The sequence below is a fragment of the Christiangramia aquimixticola genome (assembly GCF_048285835.1).
GTDB classification, from domain to species: Bacteria; Bacteroidota; Bacteroidia; order Flavobacteriales; family Flavobacteriaceae; genus Christiangramia; species Christiangramia aquimixticola.
Genome location: NZ_JBLVTL010000001.1, coordinates 1 through 18,639, shown reverse-complemented (window position 1 = coordinate 18,639; position 18,639 = coordinate 1). Strand labels below are relative to the sequence as shown.

17 protein-coding genes are annotated in these 18,639 nt (G+C 39.0%); 6 read left to right on the top strand and 11 right to left on the bottom strand.

The window, feature by feature from the left end; genetic code table 11:
• Positions 1 to 79: 79 nt before the first annotated feature.
• Both ACNKXV_RS00085 and mnmE read right to left on the bottom strand, forming a co-directional pair.
• Complete coding sequence (locus ACNKXV_RS00085) at positions 80 to 448, bottom strand: rhodanese-like domain-containing protein (protein ID WP_417905658.1); 369 nt, start codon at positions 446 to 448, stop codon at positions 80 to 82.
• 156 nt (positions 449 to 604) lie between these two features.
• Positions 605 to 2,029: a tRNA uridine-5-carboxymethylaminomethyl(34) synthesis GTPase MnmE gene (gene mnmE / locus ACNKXV_RS00080; RefSeq protein ID WP_417905657.1), complete on the bottom strand. Its 1,425-nt coding sequence runs from the start codon at positions 2,027 to 2,029 to the stop codon at positions 605 to 607.
• Between the two features lie 100 nt (positions 2,030 to 2,129).
• On the opposite strand from mnmE, the gene ACNKXV_RS00075 reads away from it, so the two are divergent.
• A complete protein-coding gene (locus ACNKXV_RS00075; protein ID WP_417905656.1) occupies positions 2,130 to 2,468 on the top strand; it encodes a DUF4870 domain-containing protein in 339 nt (112 codons plus the stop codon).
• A 68-nt stretch (positions 2,469 to 2,536) separates the two neighbouring features.
• Here ACNKXV_RS00075 and dnaN read toward each other — a convergent pair whose 3' ends face one another.
• The 5 genes from dnaN to ACNKXV_RS00050 form a co-directional block, all read right to left on the bottom strand.
• Positions 2,537 to 3,655, bottom strand: a complete 1,119-nt coding sequence (gene dnaN, locus ACNKXV_RS00070; protein ID WP_417905655.1) for a DNA polymerase III subunit beta — start codon at positions 3,653 to 3,655, stop codon at positions 2,537 to 2,539.
• 201 nt (positions 3,656 to 3,856) lie between these two features.
• A complete protein-coding gene (gldG, locus tag ACNKXV_RS00065; protein ID WP_417905654.1) occupies positions 3,857 to 5,524 on the bottom strand; it encodes a gliding motility-associated ABC transporter substrate-binding protein GldG in 1,668 nt (555 codons plus the stop codon).
• Entirely contained in the window at positions 5,524 to 6,261 is a 738-nt protein-coding gene (gene gldF, locus ACNKXV_RS00060) for a gliding motility-associated ABC transporter permease subunit GldF (protein WP_417905653.1), read from the bottom strand. Before gldF ends, gldG begins: the two co-directional genes overlap by 1 nt.
• A gap of 143 nt (positions 6,262 to 6,404) precedes the next feature.
• Positions 6,405 to 6,701 carry a putative quinol monooxygenase gene (locus ACNKXV_RS00055; protein WP_417905652.1) on the bottom strand — a complete coding sequence of 99 codons (297 nt, stop codon included), beginning with the start codon at positions 6,699 to 6,701 and terminating at the stop codon, positions 6,405 to 6,407.
• Complete coding sequence (locus ACNKXV_RS00050) at positions 6,702 to 7,535, bottom strand: SAM hydrolase/SAM-dependent halogenase family protein (RefSeq protein ID WP_417905651.1); 834 nt, start codon at positions 7,533 to 7,535, stop codon at positions 6,702 to 6,704.
• 207 nt (positions 7,536 to 7,742) lie between these two features.
• On the opposite strand from ACNKXV_RS00050, the gene ACNKXV_RS00045 reads away from it, so the two are divergent.
• The 4 genes from ACNKXV_RS00045 (at position 7,743) to ACNKXV_RS00030 (ending at position 12,403) form a co-directional block, all read left to right on the top strand.
• Positions 7,743 to 8,696 (top strand): PhoH family protein, encoded by a 954-nt coding sequence (locus tag ACNKXV_RS00045; RefSeq protein ID WP_417905650.1) that lies wholly within the window; start codon positions 7,743 to 7,745, stop codon positions 8,694 to 8,696.
• A 21-nt stretch (positions 8,697 to 8,717) separates the two neighbouring features.
• Positions 8,718 to 9,665: a phosphoribosylaminoimidazolesuccinocarboxamide synthase gene (locus ACNKXV_RS00040; RefSeq protein WP_417905649.1), complete on the top strand. Its 948-nt coding sequence runs from the start codon at positions 8,718 to 8,720 to the stop codon at positions 9,663 to 9,665.
• 109 nt (positions 9,666 to 9,774) lie between these two features.
• Positions 9,775 to 11,688 carry an acetate--CoA ligase gene (acs, locus tag ACNKXV_RS00035; RefSeq protein ID WP_417905648.1) on the top strand — a complete coding sequence of 638 codons (1,914 nt, stop codon included), beginning with the start codon at positions 9,775 to 9,777 and terminating at the stop codon, positions 11,686 to 11,688.
• A gap of 46 nt (positions 11,689 to 11,734) precedes the next feature.
• On the top strand, positions 11,735 to 12,403 hold the full coding sequence (locus ACNKXV_RS00030) for a hypothetical protein (RefSeq protein ID WP_417905647.1): 669 nt from the start codon (positions 11,735 to 11,737) through the stop codon (positions 12,401 to 12,403).
• A 45-nt stretch (positions 12,404 to 12,448) separates the two neighbouring features.
• On the opposite strand, the gene ACNKXV_RS00025 is transcribed toward ACNKXV_RS00030, so the two are convergent.
• From ACNKXV_RS00025 to ACNKXV_RS00010, 4 genes are all read right to left on the bottom strand, one after another.
• Positions 12,449 to 13,123, bottom strand: coding sequence for a 3'-5' exonuclease (locus ACNKXV_RS00025; protein ID WP_417905646.1), 675 nt, complete (start codon positions 13,121 to 13,123; stop codon positions 12,449 to 12,451).
• Positions 13,120 to 15,042, bottom strand: a complete 1,923-nt coding sequence (locus tag ACNKXV_RS00020; protein WP_417905645.1) for a DUF294 nucleotidyltransferase-like domain-containing protein — start codon at positions 15,040 to 15,042, stop codon at positions 13,120 to 13,122. The genes ACNKXV_RS00025 and ACNKXV_RS00020 overlap by 4 nt, the downstream gene beginning before the upstream one ends.
• A 40-nt stretch (positions 15,043 to 15,082) precedes the next feature.
• Entirely contained in the window at positions 15,083 to 16,165 is a 1,083-nt protein-coding gene (locus tag ACNKXV_RS00015) for a DNA topoisomerase IB (RefSeq protein ID WP_417905644.1), read from the bottom strand.
• Positions 16,166 to 16,294: 129 nt separating this feature from the next.
• Positions 16,295 to 17,383, bottom strand: a complete 1,089-nt coding sequence (locus ACNKXV_RS00010) for a M42 family metallopeptidase (protein WP_417905643.1) — start codon at positions 17,381 to 17,383, stop codon at positions 16,295 to 16,297.
• Between the two features lie 118 nt (positions 17,384 to 17,501).
• Between ACNKXV_RS00010 and ACNKXV_RS00005 the strand changes: the two genes are divergently transcribed.
• Positions 17,502 to 18,212, top strand: coding sequence for a DUF4294 domain-containing protein (locus ACNKXV_RS00005; RefSeq protein ID WP_417906330.1), 711 nt, complete (start codon positions 17,502 to 17,504; stop codon positions 18,210 to 18,212).
• Positions 18,213 to 18,639: the final 427 nt, after the last annotated feature.

Genomic DNA, 18,639 nt, shown 5'->3' with positions numbered 1-18,639 from the left:
ATCTTAAATGAAGGTTTTAAACCCGGATCATTGCAGTAAGTTGTTGGCTATTCGGAATTGTGAAAATGTGCCGGTGTTTTTATCTCTGGTAATTCTGGTAACCCCCTTTTAGGTCATAGATCTTTTTAAAGCCAACTTTCTTTAAAATTTGAGCTGCACTTCTGCTTCGGCCTCCCACCTGACAGTATACATAAATGGGCTCTTCTTTATCAAAATATTCAAGACCTTCTAAAAATGCCTGTTTTTGATAAATATCCAGATTAGTAGCATTATTTATAAAACCATTATTAAACTCCTGTGAAGTGCGAACATCAATTAATTGTACCTCCTTAAGATTGGTACAGGACTTGAATTCAGCCGGCGAAAGCAGTTCTATTACATTATCAGTCTGGGCGAATGCTCCAAAAATTGTGCTGAAAAAAGACATTATAAATACTATGATTTTCATGGGGAAAAGGTATAAAAATTTTAATACAATTTTTGGTTATGGTTGTTGGGGAATCTTGTTAACTAATGCGTTAGTGGCGATTTTTGGATAATTCGAATATTCGTGCTCATAGGGTATTTTAAGGAAATGGTAGAAACTTTAAATTATGGTCATTTCTTACTTCCCAATACAAAAATTCGCAAAAATATTCCCTAAAAGATCATCATTAGTGATCTCTCCGGTGATCTCTCCAAAATGATGCAAAGCCTGGCGAATATCTATTGCCAGTAGGTCTCCTGATAGATCGGCATTCAAACCGTCTTCTACCTTGTTGATCTCTTCCAGAGCTTTTAGAAGTGCTGCATAATGTCTGGAGTTAGTCACTATAGTATCACTGTTACGAAGTGCACCTGTATTTACAAATTCGAGGAGTCTGAGTTTTAATTCTTCAACGCCTGAATTTGTCTTGGCAGATAATAGCAGAAATTCGGCCCTTTCTGCATGGCTGGAAATATCCTCAAGTTTTGCTTTTAAAATATCGACTTCTTCCGGAGCAAGTCGGTCGGTCTTATTGGCGATGATCAGAAGTGGTTTTTGCGGGAATTTGTTTTTGATCTTCTCGATCTCTATTCTCACTTCCTGCATGCGTTCCCGGTTCACGGCGATCTGAGAACTGTCTACCAGATAAACCACCACCTGCGCCTGTCCAATTTTTTCAAATGTTTTCTTGATCCCGATGCTTTCCACAACATCCTTGGTTTCCCTTATCCCGGCGGTATCGATAAATCTGAATCCAACACCTCCAATGCTCATTTCATCTTCGATGGTATCTCGCGTAGTCCCGGCAATATCTGATACTATTGCGCGCTCCTCATTTAATAAGGAATTAAGCAGCGTGGATTTACCCACGTTCGGTTCTCCCACAATCGCCACGGGAATACCATTCTTCAACACATTTCCGGTAGCAAAGGAATCTATCAGCCTTTTCAGGACGGTTTGTATTCTTGCAACCAGTTCCCGAAACTGATCCCGGTTAGCGAATTCCACGTCTTCTTCAGCAAAGTCCAGCTCCAGTTCTATAAGCGAAGCAAAATTCAGCAATTCCTCGCGTAACTTCTGGATCTCGTTGGAAAAACCACCACGCATCTGTTGCATGGCCATCTGGTGAGACGCGGCATTTTCAGAATTGATAAGGTCGGCTACAGCTTCAGCCTGACTAAGATCCATTTTCGCGTTAAGGAATGCACGAAGGGTAAATTCACCGGCTTCCGCAGAACGGCAGCCTTTTCTTATCATTAATTGAATGATCTCCTGTTGGATGAATGGAGAACCGTGGCAGGAGATCTCGATCGTCTCCTCACCGGTATAGGATTTAGGCGCTCTAAATACTGAAACAAGCACTTCGTCCAGCGTTCTTTCCCCATCCATGATATTCCCAAGATGGATAGTATGCGTAGCCTGTTCCTCCAAAAGCTTTTTACTTTTAGCCTTAAAAAGCGGAGCAACAATCTCAATTGCCTGTGGTCCCGAAACTCGTATAACTGCGATCGCACCAGCTCCTGAAGGCGTTGCAAGTGCTACTATGGTATCATTCAATTTCATGCCGCAAATTTATAAAAGAATTCCCAGCTTCGTCCCGTCTTGTAACAAACCTGTAAAAGCTTCGTCTTTAATATAGAACCTAACCATCAAAATTTTAAAAATGAGAGAAGATAAACAGTTATTGGTCATGACCCATCTAAGTCAGTTACTCGACCTGGTTACCGGGATTGGAGGTTTTATAGTTCCGCTGGTATTATGGCTTACCCAAAAAGATAAGGTCGCAGGAATGGACATGCATGGGAAAATGATCATCAATTTCCAGATAAGCCTGTTTCTATATTCCATCCTTAGTATCCCATTGATCATTCTCTTTGGACTGGGAATATTGTTACTTGTTTTGATTGGACTACTTGCACTTGTTTTACCTATCCTGAATGCGATTAAAGTAAGTAATGATGAGATCCCATATTATCCACTGACCATCCAGTTCTTTAAATAGATTCAGATCTTTAAAAAACGAAAAAGCCTCTGCAAATGCAGAGGCTTTTTTATAGATATCTAAGTTTCTTAGTTGTTCAGCATTACCGGCATAACCAGCATGGTGATCTTTTCTCCCTGGTCAAGTCCATCAACCGGAGTAAGTATCCCTGCTCTGTTTGGTAAGCTCATTTCAAGCATTACTTCATCAGCCGTCAGGTTACCCAGCATTTCAATAAGGAAACGCGAGTTGAAACCAATTTGCATATCGTCTCCCTGATAAGAACAGGTTAAACGCTCTTCTGCCTTATTGCTGTAATCCACATCTTCTGCAGAAATATTAAGCTCGGCTCCGGCGATTTTAAGTCTTACCTGGTGCGTGGTTTTATTTGAGAAAATAGAAACCCTTCTTACAGAACTAAGGAATTGATTTCTTTCGATCGTAAGTTTATTAGGATTCTCTTTTGGAATTACCGCTTCATAATTAGGGTATTTCCCATCGATAAGTCTGCAGATAAGCTGAGTCTCGTCAAAGGTGAATTTTGCGTTGGAATCGTTGTATTCTATTAGAACTTCAGATTCGCTACCGGCAAGAATTCCTTTTAAAAGATTTAAAGGCTTCTTAGGCATGATAAATTCTGCAGTGTCGTTTGCCTGGATGTCTTCTCTGGAATATTTTACCAGTTTATGAGCATCGGTAGCAACGAAAGTAAGTCCGTCTTCCTTGAATTGGAAGAAAACTCCACTCATCACCGGTCTAAGATCATCATTCCCGGAAGCAAATATCGTTTTAGAAATTGCAGAAGAAAGGATGTCAGCTTCCACGATGGTACTGCTTGGATCCTCAAGTTCAACCGGATTTGGAAATTCTTCACCATCAGCATATGCCAGGGCATATTTACCGTGGTTGGAACTCAATTCGATCGTATTGTTATCTTCAACTACAAAAGTAAGTGGCTGCTCCGGAAAGGTCTTTAAAGTTTCTAAAAGTAGTTTCGCAGGAACGGCAATTTTACCTTCAGAATCAGATTCGACTTTAAGTTTGGCAGACATTGTAGTTTCAAGGTCTGAAGCAGAAACGGTTAGTTCGTCATTTTTAAGATCGAAAAGGAAATTGTCCAGTATAGGTAGCGTGTTGCTATTATTGATAACCCCTCCAAGTATTTGTAGCTGTTTCAGCAGGTAATTGCTGGATACAATAAATTTCATCGGCTTTTATTGATTTATTTTGAATCAGTTACAAATATATTTGAATAAGTCAAAAATACAGGGCTGTTGAGGTAGTTTTTATTAACAGAAAAATGTAGATAATAATATGTAATTATCATGTTATCAAATACTTGTGAATTGCGTAAAGCTGTTTATTGTTAATATGTGATCCCGGTTGAAGTCTTGCCGGTTTAGATAAGCTTATTTTATATACTTCTTCCTGCGGTAGTAATTATACCCAATCCAAAACAAACCTAATACAAGCAGTGGTCCCGCAATGTTGATCATTTGCCACTTTTCCCGGGTCTCAGCCGTTTTTTCCTTATCAAGAAATGCCAGGTTTATTTCCTTGGAACGTAGATCTATCAGGCCTTTATCGTCAAGCAGATAATTAACCGCATTCAGTAAAAATTCCTTGTTTCCATAAGTGTTTCCGGTGTATCGCTGAAAGCCAAGTTCCAGTGGTTTCCCACCCTGAAGATCGTTTTTAATAATATCCCCGTCGGCCACTACCAGCATTTGGGTTTCAGTACTTTGGTCGCGATGCTTATCGAACTGGAAAGGTTTTATTCTGTTCTTGTAAACAGATTTAAAATTCCCTTCCAAAAGCACAGCCAATGGCTTTTCCCCGGCATTGTAAGTTTCTAAATCAGGTTTTTTACCCACCATATCCAACCCGATCATAAACGGCACACCCTCTACTCTGGAGCGAGGTGAGCTGCTTAATAGTACGGTTTTTTCAACCTCATTTTTCAATAGGTCGATGGGGTTGGCATACTCGAATTTTACGGCCTCGATATTATTGATGATTGGATGATCATTGGGTGAACTTGTAAGCGGACTATAAAACCATGGATAAGGGTTAAACCTGGTGTCGTTGCCCGTCCCACTGGCTAAAATAATGGGGGCAGAATACAGGTCGTTTACAATAGCCGGATTGATCCTTACCCCATAAGAAAAGAAATAATCTCCCAGATTAAGATCACGAGGCAGGGCGATAGCCGTTCCATTTTTGTTAAACAGGCTATCGGTTTCCATATTGGTCATCTCGGCCAGCCATAACATTTTACCTCCCTGCATTAAATATTGATCAAGCACATATTTCTCTTTTTCAGTAAATGCTTCGGTGGGTTTAGGTTCTATGATGAGATCGTATTGAGTTAGGTCTTTCAGAGTTTTACCCGGGTTGGTCGCAACAGAATCCAGGGTAAAAGGAGCCATAAAATAGTACTCCTGAATGGTTTTAATAAAATCGGCTATCCGGGCATCAGGCAATTCTCCATTGCCACGCATCACGGCGATCTTTTTTTCACGGGGATAGATCAATTTGCTCAACCCATCTGCAAAGGCATATTCCAATTGTTGCACAGAAGCATTCACTCTTTCCTCATCTGTCGCACCAATTTGATTCTTGAGTAAAGGAATTTTTACCGTCTTGTCCTTAAAATTAGCAATGGCCCAGGGAAAAATGATGCTTTCGCTGTTTTTTCCATTTTCCTTGACATTAAGTCGCGCCGGCGTCATGCCTAGTTTATAGAATTCTTCAGCAATGGCATTGGCATCATCACCTTCAGCCAGAGGATCTGTAAAGTTGAATTGTATATTACGGTTATATGCTGAAAATTCCTCCAGCATTTGTCTGGTCTCATTGCGAAGTCGGCGGAATTCTGAAGGGAAATTACCTTCCAGAAAAACATCTATAATCACCGGTTGTTCGATGTCTTTAATAATATCAAGGGCGGCAGGAGAGAGGCTGTAACGTTTGTCCTGCGTGAGATCCAGTCTGGTGTAAAATTCTGATGCCAGGTAATTTACCCCGATAAGGATCAGAAGTATGATAAGAACCGATTTGAAGTTTTTCCCTGTCATTATCTTCTGGTATTTGAGACTGAAAGTTTTACTTCAGTTAGTTTCAGAAAAAGGAAGATCACACTCAAAAAATAAATTAGATCCCGGGAATCCAATACTCCGCGACTAATACTCTGGTAATGGAAACTTATTCCGAAGGATTCCAGTATATAACCGGAATTCCCAAAAATATTGGTCTGGCTGAAGGCTTCAAATCCATAATAGGTTATAAAACACAAAAACACCCCTAAAAGAAAAGCCACGATCTGGTTGGAAGAAAGGCTGGAAGCAAAAATGCCAATGGCCGCATAGCAACCACCCAGAAAAAGCAAACCAAGATACGAACCTATAGTGGCGCCCATATCCAGATTCCATTCCGGCCGGCCAAGTGTGCCAATAGTCCAGATGTATAGAAGACTTGGTATAATGGCCAGAATAATCAGGGCCAAAACTCCCAGATATTTCCCCAGAACAAGCTTGTGAAGTCCTATTGGTTTGGTAAGCAGTAATTCCATGGTACCCATTTTTATTTCATCGGCAAAGGTTCGCATGGAAATTGCAGGAATCAGAAAAATAAAGATCCAGGGAGCAAGGCTGAAAAAAGGTTTCAGATCGGCAAAACCGCTGTCCAGGATGTTATAACTGCCGTCAAAAACAAACAGGAACAAACCGCAGGTGAGTAAAAAAAGACCTATCACCAGATAACCGGTTAGCCCGGAAAAAAAGGATTGAATTTCTTTATTCAGTATTGCAAGCATTGTTTCAATTATCAATTATCAGTTATCAAGAATAGGTTGTCTGGTTCTGGATTACCTTAGGTTTTTAAATTCATTTGGACCAACGGGAGAAATCTTATAAAATTCAAAGATCTTAATACTCCCTTCTCACACCTCAATTCCAACTACTCCAGAGTAGCCAGTTTATCCACGCTCCAGGCTTCGGGTTTTTCGTTAAAAAGAACTTTGGTTTTCGCCCAAACGCCTTTAAACAGATCTGAATTTCGATAATTTTCCAGGCTGTTTTCATCTTCCCAGTAACTATACGTGAAAAAACGGGTGGTATTGTCTTTATCCCGGTAAAGTTCAAGGAATTTACATCCCTCAAAATTCCTGATCTTTTCTTTATTTTCTTCAAAATTGGCCAGGAACTCTTCGATCTTATCCTCCTGAAAGCCCATTTTTACGATTCTTACAAACATCTATTGAAAGTTTATGGTGACGGTATCAAGATATTCAAGGCCAAAAAGACTTGCGGCTCCACCAACAGAGCTTGGATTGCTTTTATACATGGCCAGCTCTATGTATCCTGCTGAATTGAATACGGCAAGTTTCTTCCCGTCTTCTTCTTTTCGTTTTTCCTTTTCTATATTGAAATTGATGGCGTGACTGTAGGTCTCATAAATTTCAGAGAAACTCAGCCTACGGGCACTAATTTTAAACTCTCTTCCTTTACCCACCGTTTCGAATAATTTTCGGGAAATATTAGTGATCACATTTCCGTAGTTATCGATATAGATAACATGGCCCAGGATCTGATCTTTTTCAGAATTTATAAGTGGTTCAAACTGTTTAAGGTGTTTGATTTCACTAACGCTTTTACCTATCACTTCCAGAGTACCGCCACGGGAAATATGGCAGGCAACTTTTACAAAAACATCAAGTACGGGGAAGTTAGACTGGATCTTATCATGGATATTGATCTCAACGATCTTCTCCGGCCGTATTTCTGAAGCCAGCAAAGAAAGTATCCCGTTATTGGCACATATGAAGTAATGGTCATCCAGCCTTACAGCCAGATGTTTGTTCTCCGGCGTAAGTTCTGAATCTATTCCAATAATATGAATACTGCCTTTTGGAAAACTTTTATAGGCATTTTTGATGATGTATGCAGCTTCACTTATATGAAATGGCGAAACAGAATGCGAAATATCAACAATTTTTATATCGCTTAGTTCACTATAGATAGCTCCTTTAACCGCCCCAGCGAAATAATCTTTCTCCCCAAAATCGGTCGTTAAAGTAATGATAGCCATAGGCGATTGTTAATATTTTTTTATCTGAAACTCGTTATTTTCCTTAAGTTTGTATAGAAGGCGAATATAAATTTAATTTTAGTGATTCGCCGGAGTACGAGGGTAAAAAGTACCTTCAATTCGGTTTCAAAATTAGAACATTGAAATACGAAGGACAAATTTATATTCACTGAAAATAATACAATGCTTCATCTAAAACTATAGCACTTGAACGAACTTCTTATTGAACTCTCAGAAATTAGCCCACGTGAATTTTTCGGGCAGCAAAATGAACACATTGAACTCTTAAAAAAGTACTTTCCCAAGTTAAAGATCGTCGCCAGGGGTAATAATATACGTGTCTTTGGGGATGAGGAAATGCTGGAAGAATTTGATAAACGATTTTCGATGTTGATGGATCATTTTGGAAAGTATAATAAACTCGATGAAAATGCCATCGAAAGGGTTTTAACCAGTGAGAGCGAACAGGATTATCAAAGTTCAAAAGAAAGTGGTGAGACCATAGTGCATGGTGTTAGTGGTAAAGTGATTAAAGCTCAAACGGTAAACCAGCGTAAACTCGTGGAGCTGTCTAAAAAAAATGATCTTGTATTTGCGATTGGACCTGCAGGTACCGGTAAAACCTATACCGGAGTTGCCCTGGCGGTAAAAGCCTTAAAAGAGAAGCAGGTAAAAAGGATCATCCTTACACGACCAGCTGTGGAAGCAGGTGAAAATCTTGGATTTCTTCCGGGAGACCTTAAAGAAAAACTGGATCCTTACATGCAACCTTTATACGATGCATTAAGGGATATGATCCCCCACGAGAAATTAGAGCTCTTTATAGAAAAAGGAGTGATCCAGATCGCACCTTTAGCTTTTATGCGTGGACGTACTTTAGATCATGCCTTTGTAATTCTCGATGAGGCTCAGAATACTACCCATGCTCAAATGAAGATGTTCTTAACCCGTATGGGTAAGAGCGCTAAATTCATGATCACCGGTGACCCTGGCCAGATAGATCTTCCAAGAAGGGTGATTTCCGGATTAAAGGAAGCACTGCTTGTTCTTAAAGATGTGAAGGGGGTAGGTACAGTCTACCTTGATGATAAAGATGTAATTCGCCATAAGCTCGTGAAGAAAATTATCGCAGCGTACAAAACTATAGAACACAACGATTAATATAAATAGCAAAAACTCTTTATGAGTAATACTATCATAAAAACCGATTTCAATTTCCCTGGACAACAACAGGTTTATAAAGGAAAAGTTAGGGATGTTTATTCTCTGGAAGATGACCGACTGCTAATGATCGCTACAGACAGGCTATCTGCCTTTGACGTGGTTATGCCAAAGGGAATTCCGTTTAAAGGGCAGATCCTAAACCAGATCGCTACCAAAATGATGGAAAAAACAGCCGATATTGTCCCAAATTGGCTGGTAGCAACGCCAGATCCCAATGTGGCGATAGGGAAAAAATGCGAACCATTTAAAGTAGAAATGGTAATAAGAGGCTATATGTCCGGTCACGCAGCTAGAGAATACCAGGCTGGAAAAAGGGAATTATGCGGAGTGAAAATGCCGGAAGGTTTGAAGGAAAATGACAAATTTCCTGAACCTATTATTACTCCTGCTACTAAGGCCGAACATGGCGACCACGACGAAGATATTTCCAGAGAGGATATTATTGCAAAAGGAATAGTTTCTAAAGAAGATTATCTGCAGTTGGAAGAGTATACCAGAAAACTATTTCAGCGGGGAACCGAGATCGCAGCAGCGCAGGACCTTATTCTCGTGGATACCAAATACGAATTTGGGAAGACCAGTGAGGGCGAGATCGTTTTGATAGATGAAATTCATACTCCTGATTCTTCAAGGTATTTTTATAAAAATGGCTATGAAGAAAGGCAGGAGAAAGGTGAAGCTCAAAAACAGCTTTCAAAGGAATTTGTACGTCAATGGTTGATCTCAAATAATTTTCAGGGGCTGGAAGGCCAGACTGTTCCGGAAATGAGCGATGAGTATATCGAATCTGTATCTGAAAGATATATTGAATTATATGAGAATATCACCGGCGATAAATTTATAAAGGCAGATGTTTCTAGTATTGAAACACGTATTCAAAAAAATGTGGAAGCTTATCTAAAATAGAAGCTAATTTTAATGGTAATTCTTTTTTTGAATGCCTTTGATTTAATAATTTTAGAAACCAAACCGGTTCCCCCCGGTTTGGTTTTTTTAATTCAAACCACTTTATCCAATGAGTAATTATCACATTAAAAACCTGGAAGAATATTTTCAGGTATATAGAAAGTCTGTTCGGGAACCTGAAAATTTTTGGCAGGAGATAGCCGAAGAACATTTTACCTGGCGACAAAAATGGGATAATGTACTTAGCTGGGATTTTTCCAAGCCTGAAGTAAAATGGTTTGAAAATGCAAAACTGAATATTACAGAGAATTGTATAGACAGGCATTTACTGGCACATGGGAAAAAAACTGCTATTATCTGGGAGCCTAACGATCCCAAAGAAGAAACTTTAAAGATAAGCTATGAAGAACTGCATCAACAGGTTAGCAAATTTGCCAATGTTTTAAAGGATAACGGCATTGCAAAAGGGGATCGGGTTTGTATTTACCTGCCTATGATTCCGGAGTTGGCTTATGCTGTATTGGCCTGTGCCAGAATAGGAGCCATTCACTCGGTAGTATTCGCAGGATTCTCAGCTACAGCGCTGGCTACCCGAACCAATGATGCCGACTGTAAAATGGTCATTACCTCAGACGGATCTTATCGCGGAGATAAAATCATAGATCTCAAGGGGATTGTTGACAAGGCAATGGAAGATTGTCCGGATGTAGAGACGGTACTTGTTGCAAAAAGAGTTGGCAGCGATATCCAAATGAAAGAAGGAAGGGACAAATGGTTGCAACCTTTGCTTGATAAAGCTTTAGATAAATGTACTCCTGAAATTATGGATGCAGAAGATCCGTTATTCATATTATACACTTCAGGTTCTACCGGGAAACCCAAGGGAATGCTGCATACTACCGCCGGTTATATGGTCTATTCAGCCTATACCTTTAAAAATATTTTTAATTATCAGAATGATGATGTTTACTGGTGTACGGCAGATATTGGCTGGATCACCGGCCACTCCTATATAGTTTACGGTCCTTTGCTAAATGGCGCAACTACCGTTATGTTCGAAGGCGTTCCTTCTTACCCCGATTTTGGCAGGTTCTGGGAGATCGTGGAAAAGCATAAAGTAAATCAGTTTTATACGGCACCGACAGCCATTAGGGCTCTGGCAAAGAAAAATCTCGAGTTTGTGGATAAATATGATCTGTCCTCTCTAAAAGTACTCGGAACCGTTGGAGAGCCAATAAATGAAGAGGCATGGCACTGGTATGATAATAATATTGGTAAAAATAAGAGTCCTATAGTGGATACCTGGTGGCAAACTGAAACCGGAGGGATCATGATTTCTCCAATTCCATTTGCTACCCCAACAAAGCCAACTTTTGCCACCTTGCCATTTCCCGGAATTCTGCCGGTGCTTATGGATGAGAATGGAGAAGAAATTAAAGGGAATCAGGTAGATGGAAGATTATGTATAAAATTCCCATGGCCTTCCATGGCCAGAACCATCTGGGGTGATCATGATAGATACAGAGATACTTATTTTTCAGCATTTAAGGATAAATATTTTACAGGAGACGGTGCTTTAAGAGATGAAGTAGGTTATTACCGTATCACCGGAAGGGTGGATGATGTAATTATAGTTTCAGGTCATAACCTTGGAACGGCCCCTATAGAAGATGCAATCAACGAACATCCAGCCGTAGCCGAATCTGCCGTAGTAGGATTTCCACACGAAGTTAAGGGTAATGCCCTGTATGGCTTTGTGATATTAAAAGAGACCGGCGAAGGCAGAAACCAGGATAATCTTAGAAATGAGATCAGGCAGCAGATTTCAGATAAAATAGGTCCAATTGCAAAACCGGATAAACTACAGTTCGTGGAAGGTTTACCAAAAACCCGAAGTGGGAAGATAATGCGTCGTATTCTTAGAAAGATCGCTTCCAATGATACTTCCAATTTAGGAGATACATCTACTTTGTTAAATCCCGAAGTAGTAGACGATATCATTAATGGCTCATTAAATAATTGATACCTTCGGCATCATATTTGATAAAATTTATATTAAAATAGTAAACATGTTAAAAAAGACAATTTTAGGAATGCTTCTTTTTGCATTCGTTGGCGTTAATGCACAAAGAGCAAATAACTTTATGAGCGATGGAGGGATGGTTATCTTTACGAAAGAGAAGGAACCGGATACTTTCACTGGTTCACCTTATTATGAAAAAGACTTTATCGTAGGTGTAATTAATGATGATAAAGGCAGATCTCTGGATGTTTTAATGCGTTATAATGCTTTGGAAGATGTGGTTGTAATTAAACCATTGGAGAATAAGAATGAGGAATTCATGCTTCCCAAACTTAAAACCATTACCTATAATTTTGGAGATTACACTTATTTCATAGATAACCTTAAGACCAACAACGGAAACATTGAAGCTTATTTCGCTGAATTCTATAAAGGTAAAAAATCATTGTTCCTTGGTCAGCCTACGGTAGAGGTTACTCCTCCTCAAAAGGCAAAAACGGGATATGATAAAGATAAACCTGCAGATATTGATGTGGAGATGGTCTATTATCTCTCTGTTGACGGAGAAATGTTGAAAGAAACAAGACTGAAAGAGAAAGATCTTGAAGATTTTTTCAAATCCAGGGAGATGAAAAAATATTTTGATGATAATAAGATCAAAACCGAAAAAGATGTGGTGAAGATGTTGAAGTACTACGATACTCTCAACGGCTAATCTCCTGTATACTTTATAATAAAAAGCCCTTTTTAAAGGGCTTTTTTAGTATTTATACTTGAGTAATTTTTGGGTGGAAACCTTGTTGTAATTGATCTTTCCTAATAGTTTTAAAAAGATGAGAGCGGTTATAAATGCGTCACCCGATGCTGTATGCCTGTCAGTTAATTCAATATTATAATCTTCAGCGATCTCATCGAGGCCAAACACTTTATTTTGATCTATAAAATTGGTGAAGATGCGTGTCTTATTATACATGATTGCTGTATCAAGAAACCTGTTTTTCAAGCGAGGCAACCCATTTCTTTCCAGAGCTTTGTTGATCATTTTTTTATCGAATCCCGCATGATGAGCAACCAGTACCGAATTTTCAATATAGCCAAGGAATTGTTGCAGAGCTTCCATTTCGGTAACTTTTTCGAACTTTTCGTTCTTTATAAGGCCGTGAATTTTAACCGTGTCCGGGTTAAACGTTGTCTGTTCCAGGAAGATTTCAAAATTTTCTTTAATGTCAATGGCATTTTTCCGAATAATAACGGCTCCTATACTTAAAATGCGATCCTTATCATGATCAAAACCTGTGGTTTCAGTATCAAATACCACGAATTTAATTTCAGAAATATTTTCCGGTAGATCCTTTTCAAACTTTTCAGCATAGGTATTCCAGAACTCAGGAAGTTCCCGGGATGTTTTACCTTTCTTAAACCAGTTCTTAATCATAAATAATAAGTGGTTTCGTATCTTATTTTTATAAGCTCCTGCACTTCTTTGATCGTTTTAAAACATCGCTTTAATTTGATCTTGTCTTCTTTTCCAAGATCTCCCAGATTTATAAACCTTCCGTTGTCTTTATTTTTAATCCCCTGCCGGGTTCTGAATTTTATAAGTGCTTTGGATGAATAGGCGCAGGCAAGATATAATTCCTGATTATTCGGTTCCAGCCGAGCAAGTTTCTCAAATCTTTCAGCAGTATTACTAATGTTCTTTACCCTATGTTCCAGGATCAATAAACGCGCAGCATCCGTGAGAGGCATAATTCCTCTTTTTTTGATATCGAAAAGATCTTTCTTTTCGCCATCCTGTTCTACCAAAAATCGCCTGAAGAACCCAAGAGGTGATGGATTCCGGAGGGCTTGCGCCGCCAACCGATTAAGGAAGTTCTTGTTTCCTTTTAAAATATCAAAGATGTGATTGGAAATAGCATTCGTTAGCCTGACGTTTCCATAGGTAATGTCAAAATCGAAAAAGATCTGGCAAAGCAATATTTCATCATTTCCTGAAGCGGTTACCCAATTCGAGAACTGATCTTTCCATTCAGATTCCGAAAGGCAATATTTAGGATTCCTGGCCATCATCTCGGCAGGGCAGAATTTATAACCTATTATATTCAGTCGCTTGGTTACCTTCGTGGCAAGTTTTAAAAAATAAGCTCTGGTTTCTTCCAGCTGGTCTTCCGGAACATCTTGAAATACCAATGCGTTATCCTGATCTGTATGTAACAATTGCTCTTTTCGTCCCTGGCTTCCCAGCGACATCCAGGTAAATTCTACCGGCACCGGACTATTCATTTTTTCAATACATCTGGTGATGGTTCGTTTGATTGTAGCGTCATTCAGTTCAAAAATGATGTTGGAGATATGGCCTAGTGGAATGTTGCTCTTTAAATAACCATCGAGTAACAACATGATCTTGCTGCGTATCTTCTTCAGCTTATTTGTGCTGCTGGCTCTGTTAATGGCCTTCATTAAAACCGCCGGATTATTCCCCTGAGAAACTATAATGTCATGTTCAGAAACGATCCCTTTTACTTTTGTATTTGGCGTCCCGTCTTTGGTGATGCATATATGGTTGATATTATGCTTCATCATGGTTAACTGTGCCTGGGCAATGGTTAGTCCTTTGGAATAGCAAATTACCGGAGATCTCATTATTTCCTGAATAGGACTTTGGACCGAAATTTTGCCTGTCGCTACCTGTTCCCGAAAATCCACATCGGTCACTATTCCTACCGGTAACTCATTTTCTACAACAATTACAGATCCTACTTTCCTCTTATACATCAACAAAGCTGCCTGCTGTATGCTGGTCTCGGGAGTGACCGTGATTATTTTTTTAATAATGGGGATAGGCTGTAATTCAAAAAGGGCTTCTCTTTTTAAGCTTATATCATCTTCTTCTGTAAATAATTTACCTCTGTGTTCGTTGGAGTATGGGTTCCGGGTATTCGATGCAAAACTTTCCATTAAGAAATTCCCAACCTGCGGGTTACTGATAGCATAGGGTTTGAAAATTTCTGAAGGAATAGCGTAGATCACACTTTCTTCGTCTGTAATTGCATTGATCTGATAATTTTCCTTTGCAAATAAGGGGCGTAATCCAAAAACATCACCTTCATCACATTTGTCGATAGTTTCAGGTTCCTGGCCCTGATTTACTTTTTGAAGATCTACAGCACCTTTTTGAACTATATAAAAATGGTTATGTACTTTTTCATCTTTTAAAAAGACGGGTTTCCCCGGTGGGAAATATAATACGCGAACTTCATTGGCAATTTTTTCCCGTTCAGTATTCTTCAGCAGGGAAAAAGGAGGGAAGTGGCTTAAAAAATCGGCTATTCTGTTGGCAATGGAATTTGTCATATTTCAAAGTTATCTGAAAAAAGACAATTTTCGACCGATCTCAATCTTCAATTTTGATCTCGTAATCACTAATTAGTTTATGAATTGCTTTTTCGGTTTCAGAAAGTCTTACATAATCCGGCTCCGCATCCTTCTTAATTTTTTTAAAGTAGGGCTTTATCTCTCCGGAATCATAGGTTTCAATGATCTTGGGATGTACATAATAACTTCTACAAACAGAGCGTGTATTTCCCAGTCCTTCCGCTGCCGCATCGTAAGCATCCAGAATATTCTTCTTTCGCTGTTTATCATCTTCGGTATACCCAATTTCATGCAAGGTTTCGAAAAATATCTTGGTGGCAGACCAGGTTCTGAAATCTTTAGCTGAGTACATACTGCCACTTATCTCATGGATATACTCGTTGATCATACCGCTATCGATGGTTTGTTTTTCACCATTCTCATTATAGAATTTAAAAAGTTCCCATCCCGGGATCTCTTCACATTGATTGATCAATTCTACCAGGCCCTGATCTTCCACGGTAATGGAGTGTTCTTTTCCTTTCTTACCAACAAATTCGAACTTGAGACCGTCTTCAATCGTTTTTACATGTTTGGTTCGGAAAGTGGAAAGTCCGTATGTTTTATTGTTTTTTGCATAATACGAATTCCCGATCCTTATATGTGTTTCTTCCATTAACCTGATGATAAGTGCAAGAACTTTCCTTTTAGGCATCCCCTCTAGATTAAGATCGGAATCTACCTGCTTTCTAATCTTCGGAAGGATTTTTCCAAAGGAAGTCATTTTAAAGAATTTTGTTTGATTGCGGATATTGGACCAGGTTGGATGATAGATATATTGCTTGCGGGATTTTTCATCGCGCCCCACCGCCTGTAAATGACCATTTTTTAAATGAGTGATCCAAACATCTTTCCAAGCCGGAGGGATCACCAGAGATTTGATCCGTTTTAAAGTATCCGCATCTGTGATTTTTTCACCCTTCTGGTAATAAGCAAAGCCGCGGCCTATCTTTTTTCGCTGAATGGATAAATGATTTTCTGAAACATATCTCAAATTGGCAAGTTTAACTGCTTCCTGAGGTTCAGCAATAATGGTTTCTACATCATCTGGCGAAAGGGTCATAGAATTTTTATTTTAAATATAAGCTGAAAAAACATCGGCTTCATTTAAAGATATGTGAAACTTAAGCCCTTAAAACAGAAAAACTCCCTGAATTTAGGGAGTTTAAGAAATAATTATAGGATGTTCAGTTTAGTCGAAGTAACTAAAAGTATCTCCTTCTTTAATTTTTAGTAAAGATTCATAGATCAATTTGATCACGTTTTCCACATCATTCTTATGCACCATTTCTACGGTAGTATGCATATACCTTAAAGGTAAAGAAATCAATGCCGAAGGAACTCCGCCATTACTATAGGCAAAAGCATCGGTATCGGTTCCGGTGAATCTGGAGCAGGCAAGTCTCTGGAACGGGATCTTTTTCTCCTCGGCGGTATCAATTATAAGCTCTCTTAGTTTATTTTGAACAGCGGGAGCGTACGAAATAACCGGTCCGTCTCCAATTTTATTCAGCCCATTGGTTTTCTTTTCGATCATTGGAGTAGTGGTGTCATGGGTTACATCTGTAACTATAGCCACATCTGGTTTGATCCTGTGCGTGATCATTTCAGCGCCACGTAAACCTATTTCTTCCTGAACCGAATTGGTTACATAAAGTCCGAATGGTAATTTTTCACCTTTCTCCTTAAGTAGTCTTGCAACCTGCGCGATCATAAATCCACCAATCCTGTTATCAAGGGCGCGGCAAACAAACTTGTCTTTATTAAGAATGAAGAATTCATCTGGATAAGTGATCACACATCCAACGTGAACTCCAAGTTTCTCAACTTCTTCTTTATTTGAACACCCAACATCAATACAGATATTGTCCATTTTAGGAGATTGTTCTTTCTCTTTATTTCGGGTGTGAATTGCCGGCCATCCAAAAACTCCTTTTACAATCCCGTTTTTGGTATGGATGTTCACTCGCTTGGACGCGGCGATCTGGTGATCACTTCCTCCATTTCGCACTACATATATAAGACCCTCGTCTGAAATATAATTTACATACCATGAAATTTCGTCAGCATGTCCTTCTATTACTACCTTATATTTAGCATCGGGATTAATCACTCCAACTGCTGTCCCATAAGTATCGGTAATAAATTCGTCTACATAAGGTTTTAAATATTCCATCCATAACTTCTGGCCTTCTGCCTCATAACCGGTTGGGGCTGCATTATTAAGGTAACGTTCCAGAAAGTTAAGGGAGTCTTCGTTTAGAATTTCAGTTTTCTTCATTGTAAAACATAATTTCCACGAATTTAAAAAGTTTTAGATGGAGGGCAACCAACGATTGATTAATTTTGGAATGATTTTGGTAAAATATCTTTCTGAATAAGAAATAAAGAAAAGCGTGATAAGATATATATTCATTTTTATAATCCTTTGGAATGTTCCGGCGCTGGCACAGACAAATCGTGGCGAGCGTTCTGGAGATACTATATATAATGATACCATTGAGAAGTACTATATGATCATCTCCGGAGATTCCATTCCCCGGGAAGTGATCGATCTGGAGGAAGTGGTATTATTAAGGAAGCTTAAGTTCGATAGTGATCTGGACAGAAGGCGATACCTTATATTAAGGAGAAAGACCAGAAAGGTGTATCCTTATGCAAAACTTGCTTCGGAAAGGTTGATGTCATTAAATTCAAGACTGGATGATATCAAAACGAGACGGGACCGGAAGCGATATACTAAAATGGTTCAGAATTATATTGAAAAGGAATTTGCTGAAGAGTTAAAGAAACTTACCCGAACTGAAGGGCAGATCCTGGTAAAATTGATCCACCGTCAAACCGGTACTACCGCCTTTGATCTGGTAAAGGAGCTTAAGAGTGGTTGGAGAGCTTTCTGGTATAATACCACTGCCAGTATGTTTGACATATCTATTAAGGAAGAATATCACCCGGAATCTAATCAGGAAGACTTCCTTATTGAGGATATATTACAAAGGTCTTTCAGGGATAATATTTTAGAAAGACAGGCGTCTGCACTGGATTTTGAATACCTTGAGTTGAGTGATAAGTGGAATAAAGAGGTATCCCAGAGAAAAAGAAGCAGATAATTTTGGATGCTTATTATTGATGATCAGCCGGTTATCAAAAACTTTAAAATTTCCTTAAATTTTCTTCCCAAATAGTTTGGCTGCAATTAAAAAACAGCTGTATATTTGCAGCCGCTTTCAGAGGAAGCGGATGTTCACTGACAGTACTAATGACGAGGCTTACGAGCGGAAATTGCTTCAAAAAATAAATTAAAATTTTAATGATTTTAATTTGGTTGGAAACAAGAAGTAGTTGTATGTTTGCAGCCGCTTTCAAAACGAGGGTGTGGGTTCATTGATAGTACTACTGATAGGGTTTAAGAGTTGTGAAAGCTTTTAAAAATTAAATTAAAATTTCTTTAAATTTTATTTGGTTGGAGAGCAAAACTCGTTTTATATTTGCACCCGCTTTGGAAACAAAGCGATGTTCATGTAAGGGCAAGGAAAA

What these genes read in the sequence shown, in the direction of transcription:
- acs (WP_417905648.1), top strand. Translation starts at nt 9,775, where the DNA reads ATGAGTAATTATCACATTAAAAACCTGGAAGAATATTTTCAGGTATAT.
- ACNKXV_RS00010 (WP_417905643.1), bottom strand. Translation starts at nt 17,383, where the DNA reads ATGAAGAAAACTGAAATTCTAAACGAAGACTCCCTTAACTTTCTGGAA.
- ACNKXV_RS00050 (WP_417905651.1), bottom strand. Translation starts at nt 7,535, where the DNA reads ATGGCTATCATTACTTTAACGACCGATTTTGGGGAGAAAGATTATTTC.
- ACNKXV_RS00085 (WP_417905658.1), bottom strand. Translation starts at nt 448, where the DNA reads ATGAAAATCATAGTATTTATAATGTCTTTTTTCAGCACAATTTTTGGA.
- ACNKXV_RS00025 (WP_417905646.1), bottom strand. Translation starts at nt 13,123, where the DNA reads ATGATTAAGAACTGGTTTAAGAAAGGTAAAACATCCCGGGAACTTCCT.
- ACNKXV_RS00030 (WP_417905647.1), top strand. Translation starts at nt 11,735, where the DNA reads ATGTTAAAAAAGACAATTTTAGGAATGCTTCTTTTTGCATTCGTTGGC.
- ACNKXV_RS00055 (WP_417905652.1), bottom strand. Translation starts at nt 6,701, where the DNA reads ATGTTTGTAAGAATCGTAAAAATGGGCTTTCAGGAGGATAAGATCGAA.
- gldF (WP_417905653.1), bottom strand. Translation starts at nt 6,261, where the DNA reads ATGCTTGCAATACTGAATAAAGAAATTCAATCCTTTTTTTCCGGGCTA.
- gldG (WP_417905654.1), bottom strand. Translation starts at nt 5,524, where the DNA reads ATGACAGGGAAAAACTTCAAATCGGTTCTTATCATACTTCTGATCCTT.
- ACNKXV_RS00075 (WP_417905656.1), top strand. Translation starts at nt 2,130, where the DNA reads ATGAGAGAAGATAAACAGTTATTGGTCATGACCCATCTAAGTCAGTTA.
- ACNKXV_RS00015 (WP_417905644.1), bottom strand. Translation starts at nt 16,165, where the DNA reads ATGACCCTTTCGCCAGATGATGTAGAAACCATTATTGCTGAACCTCAG.
- mnmE (WP_417905657.1), bottom strand. Translation starts at nt 2,029, where the DNA reads ATGAAATTGAATGATACCATAGTAGCACTTGCAACGCCTTCAGGAGCT.
- dnaN (WP_417905655.1), bottom strand. Translation starts at nt 3,655, where the DNA reads ATGAAATTTATTGTATCCAGCAATTACCTGCTGAAACAGCTACAAATA.
- ACNKXV_RS00040 (WP_417905649.1), top strand. Translation starts at nt 8,718, where the DNA reads ATGAGTAATACTATCATAAAAACCGATTTCAATTTCCCTGGACAACAA.
- ACNKXV_RS00020 (WP_417905645.1), bottom strand. Translation starts at nt 15,042, where the DNA reads ATGACAAATTCCATTGCCAACAGAATAGCCGATTTTTTAAGCCACTTC.